Annotated in this window: 19 protein-coding genes; 11 read left to right on the plus strand and 8 right to left on the minus strand. The window is 72.4% G+C overall.

Going from position 1 to position 14,958, the window contains the following annotated elements; translation table 11 throughout:
- Window positions 1-5: 5 nt before the first annotated feature.
- The 3 genes from ACQKQD_RS02140 to ACQKQD_RS02150 are packed head-to-tail and all read right to left on the minus strand — an operon-like array spanning window position 6 to window position 1,878.
- Window positions 6-446, minus strand: coding sequence for a hypothetical protein (locus ACQKQD_RS02140; protein ID WP_427507365.1), 441 nt, complete (start codon window positions 444-446; stop codon window positions 6-8).
- 37 nt (window positions 447-483) lie between these two features.
- The gene (locus ACQKQD_RS02145; protein WP_331299363.1) at window positions 484-1,458 is read right to left on the minus strand and encodes a DUF1775 domain-containing protein; all 975 of its coding nucleotides are present in this window, start codon (window positions 1,456-1,458) and stop codon (window positions 484-486) included.
- A gap of 42 nt (window positions 1,459-1,500) precedes the next feature.
- Window positions 1,501-1,878, minus strand: a complete 378-nt coding sequence (locus ACQKQD_RS02150; protein WP_234082040.1) for a hypothetical protein — start codon at window positions 1,876-1,878, stop codon at window positions 1,501-1,503.
- A gap of 229 nt (window positions 1,879-2,107) precedes the next feature.
- Here ACQKQD_RS02150 and ACQKQD_RS02155 point away from each other — a divergent pair, with 229 nt between their 5' ends.
- Both ACQKQD_RS02155 and ACQKQD_RS02160 read left to right on the plus strand, forming a co-directional pair.
- Complete coding sequence (locus ACQKQD_RS02155; RefSeq protein WP_020090677.1) at window positions 2,108-3,406, plus strand: L,D-transpeptidase family protein; 1,299 nt, start codon at window positions 2,108-2,110, stop codon at window positions 3,404-3,406.
- A 215-nt stretch (window positions 3,407-3,621) separates the two neighbouring features.
- The gene (locus ACQKQD_RS02160) at window positions 3,622-5,286 is read left to right on the plus strand and encodes a calcineurin-like phosphoesterase C-terminal domain-containing protein (RefSeq protein WP_091925443.1); all 1,665 of its coding nucleotides are present in this window, start codon (window positions 3,622-3,624) and stop codon (window positions 5,284-5,286) included.
- Between the two features lie 33 nt (window positions 5,287-5,319).
- Here the strand turns inward: ACQKQD_RS02160 and ACQKQD_RS02165 are convergent, their stop codons facing one another.
- Window positions 5,320-5,898, minus strand: a complete 579-nt coding sequence (locus ACQKQD_RS02165) for a type 1 glutamine amidotransferase domain-containing protein (protein WP_427507366.1) — start codon at window positions 5,896-5,898, stop codon at window positions 5,320-5,322.
- A 166-nt stretch (window positions 5,899-6,064) separates the two neighbouring features.
- Here ACQKQD_RS02165 and ACQKQD_RS02170 point away from each other — a divergent pair, with 166 nt between their 5' ends.
- Window positions 6,065-6,268, plus strand: a complete 204-nt coding sequence (locus ACQKQD_RS02170) for a hypothetical protein (protein WP_427507367.1) — start codon at window positions 6,065-6,067, stop codon at window positions 6,266-6,268.
- Window positions 6,269-6,298: 30 nt separating this feature from the next.
- Here the strand turns inward: ACQKQD_RS02170 and ACQKQD_RS02175 are convergent, their stop codons facing one another.
- Window positions 6,299-6,688, minus strand: coding sequence for a hypothetical protein (locus ACQKQD_RS02175; RefSeq protein ID WP_020090673.1), 390 nt, complete (start codon window positions 6,686-6,688; stop codon window positions 6,299-6,301).
- 316 nt (window positions 6,689-7,004) lie between these two features.
- Here ACQKQD_RS02175 and ACQKQD_RS02180 point away from each other — a divergent pair, with 316 nt between their 5' ends.
- Window positions 7,005-7,214 carry a cold-shock protein gene (locus ACQKQD_RS02180; protein ID WP_012322269.1) on the plus strand — a complete coding sequence of 70 codons (210 nt, stop codon included), beginning with the start codon at window positions 7,005-7,007 and terminating at the stop codon, window positions 7,212-7,214.
- Between the two features lie 216 nt (window positions 7,215-7,430).
- On the plus strand, window positions 7,431-7,667 hold the full coding sequence (locus tag ACQKQD_RS02185; RefSeq protein ID WP_091679178.1) for an AsnC family transcriptional regulator: 237 nt from the start codon (window positions 7,431-7,433) through the stop codon (window positions 7,665-7,667).
- Window positions 7,668-7,700: 33 nt separating this feature from the next.
- Here the strand turns inward: ACQKQD_RS02185 and ACQKQD_RS02190 are convergent, their stop codons facing one another.
- The gene (locus tag ACQKQD_RS02190) at window positions 7,701-8,516 is read right to left on the minus strand and encodes an inositol monophosphatase family protein (protein ID WP_427507368.1); all 816 of its coding nucleotides are present in this window, start codon (window positions 8,514-8,516) and stop codon (window positions 7,701-7,703) included.
- Between the two features lie 420 nt (window positions 8,517-8,936).
- Between ACQKQD_RS02190 and ACQKQD_RS02195 the strand changes: the two genes are divergently transcribed.
- Window positions 8,937-9,392 (plus strand): DUF6101 family protein, encoded by a 456-nt coding sequence (locus ACQKQD_RS02195; protein ID WP_056531694.1) that lies wholly within the window; start codon window positions 8,937-8,939, stop codon window positions 9,390-9,392.
- A gap of 15 nt (window positions 9,393-9,407) precedes the next feature.
- On the opposite strand, the gene ubiA is transcribed toward ACQKQD_RS02195, so the two are convergent.
- Complete coding sequence (gene ubiA / locus ACQKQD_RS02200; RefSeq protein ID WP_020090669.1) at window positions 9,408-10,355, minus strand: 4-hydroxybenzoate octaprenyltransferase; 948 nt, start codon at window positions 10,353-10,355, stop codon at window positions 9,408-9,410.
- 88 nt (window positions 10,356-10,443) lie between these two features.
- Window positions 10,444-10,923 (minus strand): hypothetical protein, encoded by a 480-nt coding sequence (locus ACQKQD_RS02205; protein WP_020090668.1) that lies wholly within the window; start codon window positions 10,921-10,923, stop codon window positions 10,444-10,446.
- Between the two features lie 220 nt (window positions 10,924-11,143).
- On the opposite strand from ACQKQD_RS02205, the gene ACQKQD_RS02210 reads away from it, so the two are divergent.
- The 5 genes from ACQKQD_RS02210 (at window position 11,144) to ACQKQD_RS02230 (ending at window position 14,957) form a co-directional block, all read left to right on the plus strand.
- Entirely contained in the window at window positions 11,144-11,896 is a 753-nt protein-coding gene (locus ACQKQD_RS02210; RefSeq protein WP_020090667.1) for a 16S rRNA (uracil(1498)-N(3))-methyltransferase, read from the plus strand.
- Window positions 11,897-12,189: 293 nt separating this feature from the next.
- Entirely contained in the window at window positions 12,190-13,557 is a 1,368-nt protein-coding gene (locus ACQKQD_RS02215) for a glutamate--cysteine ligase (RefSeq protein WP_427507369.1), read from the plus strand.
- 98 nt (window positions 13,558-13,655) lie between these two features.
- On the plus strand, window positions 13,656-13,997 hold the full coding sequence (locus ACQKQD_RS02220) for a hypothetical protein (RefSeq protein ID WP_427507370.1): 342 nt from the start codon (window positions 13,656-13,658) through the stop codon (window positions 13,995-13,997).
- 77 nt (window positions 13,998-14,074) lie between these two features.
- A complete protein-coding gene (locus ACQKQD_RS02225; protein ID WP_020090664.1) occupies window positions 14,075-14,344 on the plus strand; it encodes a sulfurtransferase TusA family protein in 270 nt (89 codons plus the stop codon).
- A 37-nt stretch (window positions 14,345-14,381) separates the two neighbouring features.
- The gene (locus ACQKQD_RS02230) at window positions 14,382-14,957 is read left to right on the plus strand and encodes an NUDIX domain-containing protein (RefSeq protein WP_026604542.1); all 576 of its coding nucleotides are present in this window, start codon (window positions 14,382-14,384) and stop codon (window positions 14,955-14,957) included.
- Window position 14,958 lies beyond the last annotated feature (1 nt).

Below are 14,958 nucleotides of genomic sequence, written 5' to 3' on the forward strand. Positions count from 1 at the left end.
ATCGGTCAGACGGCGGGCGGGGCGCGGGCTCCGAGGCCGGGACGCGGGGGCGCCCGCGGGAGGGCGACGCGCCGCGGCCGTGAGGCGGCGGCCGCGACGGGTCGGGCGACCGGGACGGCGGCGACGGCCGACGGCCCGGGCAGGGTGGCGGGGCCGGCCGCGTGGCAGGCGACGCAGCAATCCCCGCGGTGAGGGGCCGGCAGCTGTTTGCCGGTCGGTGCCGGATCGGTCGGGCCGCCGTCGGCGAGGCAGAGGACGTGGTCCGGCCCCGCGGCGGCGGAGGCCAGGCCGCCGAGGACGCCCTGCAGCGCCAGGGCGTAGAGGGCGAGGAGCGCCACGATCCGGGCGAGCGCGCGCGCCGGCCGCGCGGGGGCGACCCGAGGGTCCGCGCGGCCGCGACGGCCGGGCGCCGCGGCGGCCCGGCCTCGTGGATCTGCTCGCGTCACGGCTGTCGCCCGGCGGCCGAAGCTCCGTCCCGGGCTGCTAGTGCTGGTGCTGGTGCTGGCCGCCCGGCGCGCCCGCGCCGATCGGCGCCACCGTGAAGGTCACCGGCACGGCGCCGGCCCGCTGGAAGGTGAGCGTCCCCGCGACCGTCTCGCCCGCCTTCGGCGCGCCGGTCAGGTCCTCGAACATGAGGTGATAGCCGCCGGGCTTCAGCTCCACGGTCTCGCCGGGCTTGATGGTCAGGCCGTTCGTGACCGGCGCCATCTTCATGACGCCGCCCTCCATCGACATGGAGTGGATGTCGCTGCTCTTGGCGAACGGCACCGTGGCGCCCGTGAGCGTGTCCGGGGCGCTCCCCGTGTTGGTGATGCGCACGTACCCGCCGGCGACCTTGGCGCCGTTCGGCGTGGCGCGCAGCCACGGCGTCTCGATCGTCAGGTCACCGGCCTTCACGGTCGTCGCGGCCGCGGCCGTCCCCGCGGCCGGCGCGCCGCCCGCCTGGGCGACCTGGACGATCCGAAAGGACGGCGCGGCCGCCTTCAGGTCGTGGGCGTCCTGACCGGCCTTGGGGATCTCCGACCAGGAATAGCTGCCCTCCGCGCAATCCTGCTGGACCGGGACGTAGACGGTCGCGCCGGGCTCGAAGGTGCCGGCGACCTGCGCCAGGAAGGTGAACTCGTCGACCTGATCGTCCGGAAGGGAGCCGCCGCTCCACGTGATCGATGTCACGCCCTCCGCGGCCGTGCCGTGATGGGTCGCGTAGGTCTTGGCGTAGGGTCCGCGCGTCGTCGCGAGGGTCCAGCCGGGTTTCGGCATCGGCTTGGCGCCGATCAGGCCCTCCGGGATGGTGACGCTCACGCGCGTCGTCGGCTTGCCGTTGCAGCCGTGCATGATCTGGACGACGCCGCGATACGAGGCGCCGGGGGCTGCCTGCTTGCGTTCCAGCACCGCGTGGGCCTGCGCCGCGGAGGCGAGCAGCCCGAGGCCGAGGGCGGCCGAGACAAGGGTCTTCATGGGAATACATCCGTCCTGAGGGATCCGAGAGGTGGTGATCGCTCAGGCGGTCGGCGGCCCCCTCGGGGACGCGATGGTGCCGGGCGGCGCGCGGGCGCCGACGCTCCGGTTGAGGGGCCAGGCCGGCCGCAGGTCCGCGGTCGCGACCCATCGGAAGCCGACGGACGGGGGGCGCGGCGGGAGCGCCGGGCCGGTGGCCTGGGCCGCCGTGCAGCAATCGCCGTGGTCGTGGGGGACGGGCGCGCCCGATGGAGCGGACGCGTCGGCATGCTGCGCGCAGAGGCCGTCGGTCGCCGCCGGCACCGGCATCAGGCCGCCGAGAAAGGCCTGGAGCAGCAGGGCGTAGAGCGCCAGCAGGGCGACGACGGCCCGCAGGGCCGGCCCGACACGTCGATCCGAAAGGGCCTCGCCCGAATCCATGCTGCTCCCGCGCGCCGTCCGAACCGGACCGCTATGGCATCCCTGCCACACCGGCGCGACGATGGCTGTTGCCAGGGTGCCGCAGACGGACGCCGCGTGCGCTGGCGCACGGCGATGCCACATTCCGGCCCCTTCGATAGGGAGTCTTAACGCCATCCCGACACCGTGGCGCCCGAGACAATCCGCTCCCGTCACGACCTGACGAACCCCGGACCAGAGCCAGCGACCGATGCGCAAGAAGGCACAAAACCGGTTCCCCGCGATCCTCGGCGTCGCCGCCCTCGGCGCGCTCGGCATCGGCGGCGCCCAAGCCCGCGATCAGGGCAACTATGCCCAGGCCGAGTGGGCGCAGGACTACGCCTCACCCGCCGGCATGCAGGTGCAGCGCGAGACGGTGCCGATCCTCTCGCCCCAGACCGTGACGTCCACCGAGCAGATGGTGGAGCGCTACAAGGACATCGTCGCCCGCGGTGGCTGGCGGCAGGTTTCCGGCGCCGACCACCTGCGGATCGGCTCGCGCGGCCCGGCCGTGGCGGCCATCCGCCAGCGCCTGATCGTCACCGGCGACCTCGATCCGGCCGCGGGCGGCTCGGGCGTGTACGATTCGTACGTCGCCGCGGGCGTGAAGCGGTTCCAGGCCCGGCACGGCCTCAGCCAGACCGGCGCGATGACGATGGCGACCCAGCAGGCCATGAACGTGCCCGCCGACGTGCGCCTGCGCCAGCTCGAGATCAACGTCGTGCGCCTGCGCTCCTACTCGGGCGATCTCGGCCGGCGCTTCGTGATCACCAACATCCCGGCCGCGCTCGTCGAGACGGTCGAGAACGGTCAGGTCGTCACGCTCCACGCCGCCGGCGTGGGCAAGATCGACCGCCAGTCGCCGATCATGAACACCAAGGCGACGCAGATCAATTTCAACCCGACCTGGACGGTCCCGGCTTCCATCGTGAAGAAGGACCTGATCCCGAAGATGCAGAAGGATCCGAACTACCTCACGGACAACAAGATCCGGATCCTGTCGAACGGCTCCGAGGTCTCGCCGAAGTCGGTGAACTGGTTCTCGGACGAGGGCACCCGCTACACCTACCGGCAGGATTCGGGCGCCGACTTCAACTCGATGGGCATCGTCCGCATCAACATCCCGAACCCCTACGGCGTGTTCATGCACGACACGAACACCAAGGGCGTGTTCGGCGACGATTTCCGCTTCATCTCCTCAGGCTGCGTGCGCGTGCAGAACGTGCGCGAGTACATCACGTGGCTGCTGAAGGACACGCCCGGCTGGGACCGTCAGAAGGTCGAGGAGGCGATCGAGAGCGGCAAGCGCATCGACGCCAACATCTCCCAGCCGGTGCCGGTCTACTGGACCTACATCACCGCCTGGTCGACCCCGGACGGCATCGTCCAGTTCCGCGACGACATCTACAAGCGTGACGGCGTGAACGTGCCCTCGACCATCGGCGCGCCGACCCCGGTCGCCAGCGCCGAGCCGATGCCGCAGACCTTCGAGCCCGGCGACGAGGAGTAGTCGGACCCGCGGGCGCCGGCCGCTCCCGGCGACGCCCGCCCGTCGAACCCGATCCGAGGCCCGCACCTCTGCCGAGGCGCGGGCCTCGCGCGTTCGGGGCCGCGCCTGTCATCCGGAGGTCAAACGCGTCTGGTTGGCCGCGCAGGCAGCGTCCCGGATGCCGGTTGCCGGCCTCCCGCGGGACGCCGCGCCGCGAAGCCGTGCAGGAGCCATCGATGTCGCGCGACACCCAGCCCGGAGGCCTGACCCGCCGGAGCACCATGGCGGGCGCCGCCGCCCTCGGCCTCGTCGCGGGCCGGGCCGGTGCGCAGGAGCCCGCCGAGGCCGCCGAGGCCACCGGGATCGTCTCCGCGCGCGACGCGGCCGGCGGGGACCCGGTCCCGCTGCCGGGCGTGCTGGTGTCCAACGGCCGCGAGATCGCGCGGACCGACGAGCGGGGCCGATACCGCCTGCCGATGTCGGGCGACGGCGCGGTCTTCGTCATCAAGCCGCCGGGCTACGCCCTGCCGCGCGACGCCGACAACGTGCCGCGCCACTCCTACATCCACCAGCCCGGGGGCACGCCCGCCGAGCTGGGCCTGCGCTACCGCGGCCTCGCGCCCACCGGGCCGCTCCCGGCCTCGATCGACTTCACCCTGACCCGCGCGGACGAGCCGGACGACTTCGACGTCGTGCTGTTCACAGATCCCCAGCCCGAGAGCCGGTTCGAACTCGACCACGTGCGCGACACCGCGGTCGCCCGCGCCATGGCGATCCCGGCCGCCTTCGGCCTGACCACAGGCGACGTGCTGTTCGACGATCTCTCGCTCTACGGCCGGTCCAACCGGATCGTCGGTCGGATCGGCCTGCCCTGGTACAGCCTGCCGGGCAACCACGACCTCAACATGCAGGCGCCGGACGCGCGCTACAGCCGCGAGACTTGGAAGCGGGTGTTCGGCGCGCCGACCTACGCGTTCCGGCACGGACGGGCGTGGTTCGTGATGCTCGACAACGTCGAGTGGCTCGGGCCGCCGGTGCCGGTGGGCGCCAACACCTACCGGGGCCGGATCGGCGACCGCGGCCTGGCCTTCCTGCGCAACCTCCTGGCCGAGATCCCGCGGGACGACCTGATCGTGCTGGCCATGCACATCCCCCTGCACACCGAGACCGGCCCCGAAGAGCCCCGCACCCACACCACGGACCGCGCCGCGCTCCTCGACCTGCTCGCCGGCCGCAAGGTGCTGAGCCTCGCCGGCCACACCCACACGACCGAGCACCACCACCTCGCCGACGGCCACCACCATCACGTGCTCACCGCCGTCTCGGGCTCGTGGTGGAGCGGTCCCGACACCCGCACGGGCATCCCCTCGGCCGACAGCCGCGACGGCACGCCGAACGGGTTCCACGTCCTGTCGATCCGCGGCACCGACTACACGACGCGCTACGTCGCCGCGCAGGGTCAGCCGGACGAGACCATGCGGATCCTGTTCGAGAGCGAGCTGCGGGCCGGCGCGCCCGAGGTGGTGCGCTGGACCCGGCCGGTGCAGGGGCTGCGGCCGCCGGTGCCGCAGGACGCGCTCGCCGACACGACCCTGGTGGTGAACGTGTTCGACGGCGGCCCGCGCACGCGCCTCGCGTTCCGGGTCGGGGACGCGACGCCCCGGCCGATGGCGCGCACCCGCCGCCCCGACCCGTTCGTCACCGAGCTCTACGAGCGCTACCCGGAGACGAAGAAGAGCTGGGTGAAGGCGGTGCCCTCGACCCATATCTGGACGGCGCGGCTCCCGGACGACCTCGCCCCCGGCGCCCACCGGGTGACCGTGGAGGGCGCGGACGAGTACGGCCGCCCGATCCGCGGATGTACGGTGCTGGAAGTCACCGGCGAGCGCGGCCGCGGCTGAGCACGGGCGCCGGTCGTCCGGCGCCCGCGCGGGTCACGCCGCCAACTGGCGGGCGCCGTGGCCGCCCTCCTGGATCTCCTCGACGATCTTCGCGCAGAACGCGTCGAGGTCGCCCGGGTTGCGGCTCGTGACGATGCCGTGGTCGGTCACGACGTCCTTGTCGTGCCACCGGCCGCCGGCATTGATCACGTCGGTCCGGATCGAGCTGAACGAGGTCAGGTCGCGGCCCTTGGCCGCGCCGGTCTCGATCAGCAGCCACGGGGCGTGGCAGATCGCGGCCACGACCTTGCCGGACGTCAGGAAGCTCCTGATCAGGGCGAGGGCCTGGGGCTCGAGCCGGAGCTTGTCCGGGTTGATCTGGCCGCCCGGGAGGACGAGGGCGTCGTAGGATGCCGGGTCGACCTGCTCCAGGTCGGTGTCGACCGCGACCTCCCGGCCCCAGTCGGTCTTGTCCCAGCCGCGGATCGTGCCCTTGCTCTGGCGCGACTGCGGGGCGGCGACGGTCACCGCGGCGCCGGCCTCGGCCAGCTTGGCCTGCGGGACGGTCAACTCGCTCTCCTCGAAACCGTCGGTGGCGAGGATCAGGATCTTGGCTTGGCGGATGTCGGGCATGGCGGTCTCCGGTCGGGGGATCTGCCCGGCTAACGGAGGCTCGTGCCGCCCGTTCCCGCGGCCCTCCGCCGCCCGGCCGCGTCCTGGAGCGGACCCCGGACCGGTGATCGGAACCCCCGGGGAAGGCGGCCCGTTGGTCCCCATCCCAACCATCAGGAGTCGCGTCATGGCCAATCCCGGCCTTCCCAAGCCCACGCCCGGCGACCTGCCGCCGCCCCCGCCGACGCCCGAAGAGGAGCCCGATATCGGCCCGACCGGCCCGCGCACGCCCTATCCGGTGAACGATCCGGGGATCGGCGAACCCGGCGGTCCGGGCTCCGAGCCGGACATCTTCCCCGGCACGCCGACGGATCCCGGGACGCGCATGTGACGGCGCCCGCGACGGCGGTGCGCCCGGCCGTCAGTGACCGCCGTGCGAGGTCCGCACGTCGCGCGGGGCATTGAGGATCTCGGAGAGGCTCGTCACGACGTGGCGGGCCTCTTCGTCCGTCAGGCGGAGCTGGAACGGCGGCAGGGCGCCGGCCTGCAGGGCGACCACCGCCTGGCCCTCGTCGTCGGTACCGACCTCGATGGCCGACGACGTCACGTCGAGCATGGCGACCTCCTCGTCGCCCATCTCGTCGGCCATGTCGGGCTCGTCCGTATCGTCGATCGCCGTGAGGAGTTGCCCGACGGCGCGCACCAGCGCCCGGGCGGCGCGGGCATCCATCACCACCGCCGTCGCCTGATCGTCCTTCTGGAAGGAGAGCTGGATGTTCGCACCGTCCAGCGAGACCGAGATGCCTGCCATGTATCGTCCAGAGCCACGCGCCTTAACTGCTTGAGCGCATTCCGTATATGCATCGTGAATGCCCGGAATCACAGGGGGCGGTGCCGCTCGGCCCCCTGTGATTCCGGCCTGCGACGCAGATGATACGCCGCCCATGCCTTGTTGCGGCCGCAGCCTGCGCCTAAATACGTCCTCGGGGGGCTTATCCACCGAGGCTGACGCTGTTCAAGGTTCAGCGACTCGCGCCCCGCCGCACTGGCCAAATCCAGAAAGACCGTGGTGCATCACGCGGCCCTCGTGCCGCGCGGATGGCCTATGGACGAACGAGGTACACTACGTGAATACCGGCACTGTGAAGTGGTTCAATGAGACCAAGGGCTACGGTTTCATCCAGCCCGACGATGGCGGCAAGGACGTGTTCGTCCACATCTCGGCCGTCGAGCGCGCCGGGATGCGCAACCTGATCGAAGGCCAGCGGATCGCTTACGAGATCCTCACGGACAAGCGCAGCGGCAAGGACGCCGCCGGCAACCTGCAGGCGGCCTGACCGTCGCGGGTTCCGAGGCGCCTCCCGCGCCCTCAATGCGCCGAAGTGTGCAACTGAGGATTGCGGGTGGCGCATGAAGCGGCCGCCAGACGCGGTTCCCCCTTCCGACGCTGCCTGCCCGGGCGAGACTGCCCGGGTTCCGGTCGCGTCGGAGGCAATATCCCAGAAACGACGCCGGGCGTAGCCAACGTCCGGTCCAGAAAAGAAAAGACAGTGATGTTATTCGAGTATACACGGCGCCGCGGCGTCCGTTCCCCCGTCACCGATGCCCCGACCTTCCGGGTCGGCAAGCTGGCGCGGGCCAAGACCGCGGACCAGACCGGGGCCGATCTCAGCGACCTGATCGACCGGTCCTACAACTACCACTCCCCGCGTGAACTGCACTGGCATCTCGCCGAGCGTCTCGGGCTCGCGCCCGCCGCGGTGAAGATCCGCGAGACCGCGACGGCCTGAGGTCGCTCGCCGCGGACACGCGGGGCCTCGGCCTCAGCGGTCCCAGGCGGCGAGAACCGGGTCGCGCAGGCCCACCGGCGCGGCGAGCAACTCGCCGTGCACCGGGTCGGCGCGATTGTACGGCGTCGCAGCCCCGGAGAAATCGCAGACCACCCCGCCCGCCTCGCGCAGAACGAGGTCGGCGGCGGCCAGGTCCCAGTCGCGGGCATTCCCGGAGATCATCCCGATATCGACCGTCCCGTCCGCCACGCGGGCGAGCCTCAAGGCGAGGGACGGGATCCGCGCGATCACTTCGAAATCCGGGTCCGCTCCGGCGCCCCGGGCCAGGCGGTCGAGCATCGGCTTCGGGCCGGTGACGCGGGCGCCGGGCAGGCTCTGCCTGGCATCGACGCGGATCGGTTCGCCGTTCCGCGTCGCGCCGCGCCCGCGCACGGCCTCGTAATCCGCGTCGCCCACCGGCGCGTGGACGAAGCCGATCAGCGGCTCGCCGCCCGACAGGAGCGCCACCGCGATCGACCAGTCCGGATGGCCCGACAGGAACGCCCGCGTCCCGTCGATCGGATCGACGATCCACACGAGGTCGTGGCCGAGGCGCGCCGGGTCGTCGGCGGTCTCCTCCGACAGCCATGCCGCCCGCGGCACGAGGGCGCTCAGACGCACCTTCAGGAAGGCATCGACCGCGACGTCCGCCTCGGTCACCGGCGAGCCGCCGGCCTTCGACCAGATGCGGGCCGAAGTCTGCCCGCCGAGCCTGAAGAACGGCCGCGCGATGTCGGCGGCCTCGCGCATCACGGCGCGCAACTCCGGCATCAGGGCGGATACGGCATCGTCGGTGAGAGGCTCTGGCATCGCGCTCCGCGTGGAATCCGTGCGGCCCGCGAGGGCCCCGCCGGCCCGCCCGTCCGGCGGGCGGACGTCCGGGCCCGCTTGGGCTCACCCGGTCGGGCTGAGAAGACCCGGCGCGGAGGATCGCGCGCCCGGTCGCCCCGTTGTACGGCGGCGCCCGCAGCGCCACAAGGATGCTGGTTGATCGATCGATAACGACCGATCTGCGCAAGGAAACGTTGAGCATTCAAGGAAGCATTGAGCATTCCGCAAATGACAGCGCTGTCCAGATTCGCTTAACGACGGCTCTTAAGCGGTGCGGAGGAGTTCGGGTGCGATTTTGCTTGGCATAACGGACGGCCCGACAGGGGTCGCCACTTGCTCCAGGGACTCGGACCGATGAACACTTCCCCGGCCACGGACAAAAGCCACGCAGGACACCCGATGCACGGTGCCGACACCGCGCCCCGCTTCGTCGCTTCGCCGCTGCCGGTGATCGGCCGCGCCCCCGGCGCGCGCCGGGCCGTCGGGATCGCGCTCGCCTACGCCACCGAGGACGCCGAGATCGTGGGCGCCGACCGGTTCAGCCTGATCCTCGTCGACGCCGAAGGCGACGTGCTGCAGCGCCTCGGCAGCTTCGAGGAGGACGACGTGGTCGCGTTGTGGCGCGACATCGCGGCGCGGGCGGGCCTCGTGCGGATGATCGTCCGGGAGGACGGCCTCCTCGTCCCGGTCTCCCAGCAGATCGGCCGGCTGATTCTCGGTCAGGTCCGCATCCGTCGCCGCCACGCCGGTCTCGGCCGCCGTCGCCCGCGCTTCCTGGCCCGCCGCAAGACCGGCCGGCTGCCCGCGCGCCCGCAGATCTTCCGCGGCGAGAACGAGATCATCGCCCGCACCTGAGGGTGCCGACGGCGCCTAGAACAGGTTGCGCAGCAGCGCGTCGGCGGTGAGGCCGACGAACAGGATCAGGCCCGCGTCCCGGTTCGACCGGAACAGCGTGAGAGCCCCGCGCCCGTCGCGCTCGCGCAGCGACAGGACCTGCCAGGCGAGGTGCCCGGCGAAGGCGGCGACCCCCAGATACCCGACGAGCCCCGCTCCGGCCCCGCGCGCGGCCAGAACCACGAACAGAGCGGCCAGCGCGTAGCAGAGCCCGACGGCGAGCCGCACGTGCCGGCCGAACAGGCGGGCCGAGGAGCGGATCCCCGCGATCTCGTCGTCCTCGATATCCTGCACCGCGTAGATCGTGTCGTAGCCGATCACCCAGCACAGGGCGCCCGCGTAGAGCAGGAGCGCCGGCGGATCGAGGCGGGCGAACACCGCGGCCCAGCCCATCAGAGCCCCCCAGGCGAAGGCCAGTCCCAGGATCGCCTGCGGCAGCGGCATGACCCGTTTCATGAACGGGTAGATCGCCACCGGCAGCAGCGAGCAGAGACCGATGATCACCGCCTCCGCGTTGAACTGCAGCAGGACGGCCAGCCCGATCAGGGCCTGAATCACCAGGAACAGGGCGGCGTGGCGCGGCCGCACCTGGCCCGAGGGCAGGGGGCGCAGGCGCGTGCGCTCGACCTGCGCGTCGAGGTCGCGGTCGGCGATGTCGTTGTAGGTCGAGCCCGCCCCGCGCATCGCCACGGCGCCGATCAGGAAGAGCAGGCAGTGCCAGGGGTCGGGAAAGGCCTGGTCCGCGGCAATCGCCGCCAGGGCGGCCGACCACCAGCAGGGCAGGAGGAGGAGCCACCAGCCGATCGGCCGGTCGATCCGGGCCAGGCGCAGGTACGGGCGCCAGGGCCGGGGCGCCCGCCGGTCGACCCAGTGCCCGGAGACCGCGTCGGCCGGCCGCCCGTCGTCAAACACCGTGCCGTTCATCGGTCGGATCTCCGGTCGTCCCGCACGTGAGTCCCCCGCCGCTGCCGAGGGGGGACCCGCGCCGGATCCGCGATCCTCTCAGACGATCTCAGAGAGCGCCCTGCGGCAGCTTGAAGCTTCCGGTCAAGCCCGGGCCGCCGAGCAGCCCGCCGCCGCCGCCGCCCGCCTGGGCCTGCGCCTGGGCGCGGGCCTGCGCCTCCATCTTGGTCGCCTGGGCGGCGACGCTGCAGATCTTGGTGCGGATGCCGCTGACCTTCACGTGGTCGGCCTTGAAGCCCTCGGCGAAGGAATCGGGGATCGAGCACCATTCCTTGTTGGCGGCGATCCACTTGATGCCCTCCGCGCCGTTGGACTGGAGCTTCCCGAACAGGGCGCAGGCCTCCTGCGGGGTCATCTTCTTCTTGGACTGCGACGCCGCATTGGCGCGGCCGACCAGAGCCTTGCGCTCGGCCAGGGTCTTCTGGATGGCACCGCATTCCGGTGCCGCGCTCTGCGCGAACGCCGCCGTGCCGAACAGGACGGTGCCGACCAGCACCGCCGCCCCCAGCTTCAGACTCCCCTTCGCCATTCCGCGACTCCCTCGACGCCCCTGCCGAATCCGCGAGCGGCCGGCTCTCTTCCGTTCCGTTGGGTTCGCCATAGGATTGTGGCGTCATTCGAGCGGCAAACCGGCTGCGCCATGCACCGGTGGACTGGCTGCCGAAAACCGGGGCTCGTAACCATTCGGCAACACTTTCGGTCGCGGTCCCCGCGTTGACAGGCCCGCCGGCCCGCGCGACCACGCCGCCATGCCGGCCTATGACTTCACCGCTCCGCGCCTCCACGTCGCGGCCGATCTCGCGGCGGGGGTGATTCTGCCCCTCGACCGGGCTCAGGCGAACTACCTGCTCAACGTGCTGCGCCGGGGGCCGGACGATCCGGTCCTGGTCTTCAACGGCCGCCACGGCGAGTGGCGCGCCCATCTGGTCCAGACCGGGCGCAAGGGCGCCGACCTGCACGTCGCCGCGCAGACGCGTCCGCAGCCCGCGCCCGCCGACCTTCACTACCTGTTCGCCCCGCTGAAGAGCGCGCGCCTCGACTATCTCGCGCAGAAGGCGGTGGAGATGGGGGCCGGGACGATCCGACCGGTCATCACCCGGTTCACGCAGGGCGATCGCGTGAACATGGACCGGCTGCGGGCCAACGCGGTCGAGGCCGCCGAGCAGTGCGGGATCCTGGCGATTCCCGATTGTCCGGAGCCCGAGCGCCTGCCGGCCGCACTCGCGGGCCTCGCGCCCGGGCGGCTCCTCGTGTTCTGCGACGAGGACGCGCCCGTGCGCGACCCGGTGGCGGCCCTGCGGGCGGCCGGCGACCCGCTGGCGCCCCCTCCGCTCGCCGTGCTGGTCGGTCCCGAAGGCGGCTTCTCCGAGGAGGAGCGGGCGCTGATCCGGGCGCGGCCGAACACCGTGGCGCTCTCCCTGGGGCCGCGCATCCTGCGGGCCGACACCGCCGCCGTCGCCGTGCTGACGCTGGTGCAGGCGGTGCTCGGCGACGCGCGCTGACGCGCGCCGCCCCGATCCATGTGCGCCCGCGCACATGGAAGGACCGCGCCGGTCGATTGTTTCCCCGGATCAGACGTGAAGCGGCGCGCCGGTCGAGACCGCCGCGTTGTGGGTTCACGGCGGCTCGATTATGTCCCGGATCGGACGCCGCCTGCGCCGCGTGCTCATCGGGGTCGGGGGCGGGTGTCCGCCCGGATCCCGCTCGCGAGAGCGGGTTTGTACCGGGTGGATCCGCCGGAGCAGTCCGGCGCGCCCGTTCCCAGGCACACGTCAGACGCACGGGCAGGCAGCGCATGGCGCGCGACAGCAACGACACCACGCCGCTCACCACGCGCGCCGAACTGATCGAATGGTTCGCGGCGGGCGAGAAGCCGCGCGCGCGCTTCGCGATCGGCACCGAGCACGAGAAGATCCCGTTCTATCGGGAGACCCGGGCGCCGGTTCCCTACGAGGGTGACCGCGGCATCCGGGCGCTCCTGGAGGGGCTCGCCCGCGAGACCGGCTGGGAGCCGATCCTCGATCTCGGCAACATCATCGGCCTGTCGGCGGAGGCGGGCGGCGCGATCTCGATCGAGCCCGGCGGCCAGTTCGAGCTGTCCGGCGCGGCGCTCCCCGACGTGCACGCCACGGCGGCGGAACTCGCCACGCACCTCGCCGCCACGAAGCGAGTGGCCGATCCCCTGGGCATCGGCTTCCTGACGCTGGGCATGAGCCCGAAATGGCGCCGGGACGAGACCCCGGTCATGCCCAAGAGCCGCTACCGGATCATGGCCGGCTACATGCCGAAGGTCGGGTCCCTCGGTCTCGACATGATGCTGCGCACCGCCACCGTGCAGGTGAACCTCGACTTCGCCTCCGAGGCCGACATGGTGCGCAAGATGCGCGCGTCCCTGGCGCTGCAGCCGGTCGCGACCGCGCTCTTCGCCAACTCGCCCTTCACCGACGGCCGGCCGAACGGCTTCCTGTCGCGCCGGTCCGAGATCTGGCGCGACACGGATGCCCACCGGACCGGGATGCTGCCCTTCGCCTTCGACGCGGGGTTCGGCTACGAGGCCTACGTCGACTGGCTGCTCGACATGCCGATGTACTTCGTCAAGCGAGGCGACACCTACCACGACGTGTCGGGCGCCTCGTTCCGCGACCTGATGGCCGGCAAGCTCCCGCAGCTGCCGGGCGAGTTCGCCACGGTCTCGGACTGGGCCAACCACGCCTCCACGGCCTTCCCCGAGGTGCGGCTCAAGCGCTTCCTGGAGATGCGCGGCGCCGATGTCGGCGGCCCCGGCATGATCGCCGCCCAGGCCGCCTTCTGGACCGGTCTCCTCTACGACGACTCGGCCCTCGACGCGGCCCTCGACCTCGTGAAGGGGTGGAGCCTCGCCAACCGCGAGGCCGCGCGCGCCACGGCGCCGCGCCTGGGGCTCGCGACGCCGGTGGCCAACACCACGCTCGGGGCCGTCGCCGCCGAGGCCCTGGCGATCGCCCGCGCGGGCCTCCGGGCCCGGGGCCGCCGCGACGCCGAGGGCCGGGACGAGGTGATCTACCTGCAGCCGCTCGAGGCCGTCGTCGCGGCCGGGCGGACGCGGGCCGAGGATCTCCTCGCCGACTACGAGGGGCGCTGGGGCGCCTGCGTGCGTCCGGCCTTCACGGAATGCGTCTTCTAGCACCCGGCTGATTGGCTCCCGCAGCCCGCGCGAATCGCCGTTGGAACGTGCTAATGGAACGTTCCGACAGGACGTAGCGCTCGGGGAGAAGCCGCATCATGACCCGCATCATCGCCGTCATCCTCGCCGGGATGGCTTCCGTTCCGGTGGCCTCGAGCACGGCGCGAGCGGCCGACCTGGCGCGGTTGGAGGGCGCTGGGCCGGCCCCGGGGCGCTGGCATCACGGGGCCGGCGGCCGGATCGCCGGCACCGTGGCGGCGCGGGGGCGGCCGCAGTACAGCTATTACGGCGAGTACGGCTATCCCGCGCCGTTCGGCTACGGTTACGCCTACGCGCCGGTCCCGAGCCGCGGCTTCGAGTACGGCTACAACGGTCCCCGCTATGTCTGGACGGCGCCAGACAGCTATTCCGGACCCGCCTTCGGCTATCACGTGTGGTGAGGACGCCGCTGGCGCCGGGCCGCCGCGGTGCCTAAGACCGCCGGGCCGGCATCCGCGCCGGTTCGGGAGCTTCCGGCGTGCGGGACGAGGATCCGGACTGCGTCGATCTCGACCTGAGCGGCCTGAAATGCCCGCTCCCGGTCCTGCGCACCCGGAAGGCGCTGCGCGGCCTCGCCGCCGGCCGGACGCTGGTGGTGACCTGCACCGACCCCCTGGCCGCCCTCGATATCCCCAACCTCGTGCGCGAGGAGGGCGCCCGCCTCGACGCCGCCGAGCGTCTGGAGGGGCCGCCCGCGGGGCGCCTGCGCTTCCGCATCACCGTGTCCGCAAGGCCGCCGCATTCCTGAACGATCCGTCGGGCTCCAGGAGCAGGGCGAGATCGGAATGGCACCACGGATCGGGGGCGTGCGCCTCGTACATGACGGCTGGGCGCGCTACCTCGTCGCCGAGGTGATGCAGGAGGACGGGAGCCGCATCACCCGGGAGATGGAGGATCACGGCCGGGCGGTCGCGGTGCTCCCCTACGATCCGGAGCGGCGGGTCGCCACGCTCGTCTCGCAGTTCCGGGCGCCGGTCCTCTACTCGGGCGGGCCGCCGAGCCACATCGAGGTGCCGGCCGGCCTCCTCGACGAGGGCGCCTCCGAGGACGAGGCGCGGCGCGAGGCGATGGAGGAGACGGGCCTGCGCCTCAGCGCCCTCGACTTCGTCGCCAGCGCCTGGTCGATGCCGGGGATCTCCACGGAGCGGATGGACCTGTTCCTCGCCGCCTACGGCGAGGCCGACCGGACCGGCACCGGCGGCGGTCTCGCCGCCGAGGGCGAGGCCGTGGCGGTCCACGAGATCCCGCTGCCGGAACTGGCCGCCATGGGCCGCCGCGGCGCGATCACCGACATGAAGTCGCTGACGCTGCTCTTCGCGCTCCAATTGCGGCGGCCGGACCTGTTCGCGGAGCGGCGCTGAG

The sequence above is a fragment of the Methylobacterium sp. NPDC080182 genome (genome assembly GCF_050281105.1).
Classification (GTDB): Bacteria; Pseudomonadota; Alphaproteobacteria; order Rhizobiales; family Beijerinckiaceae; genus Methylobacterium.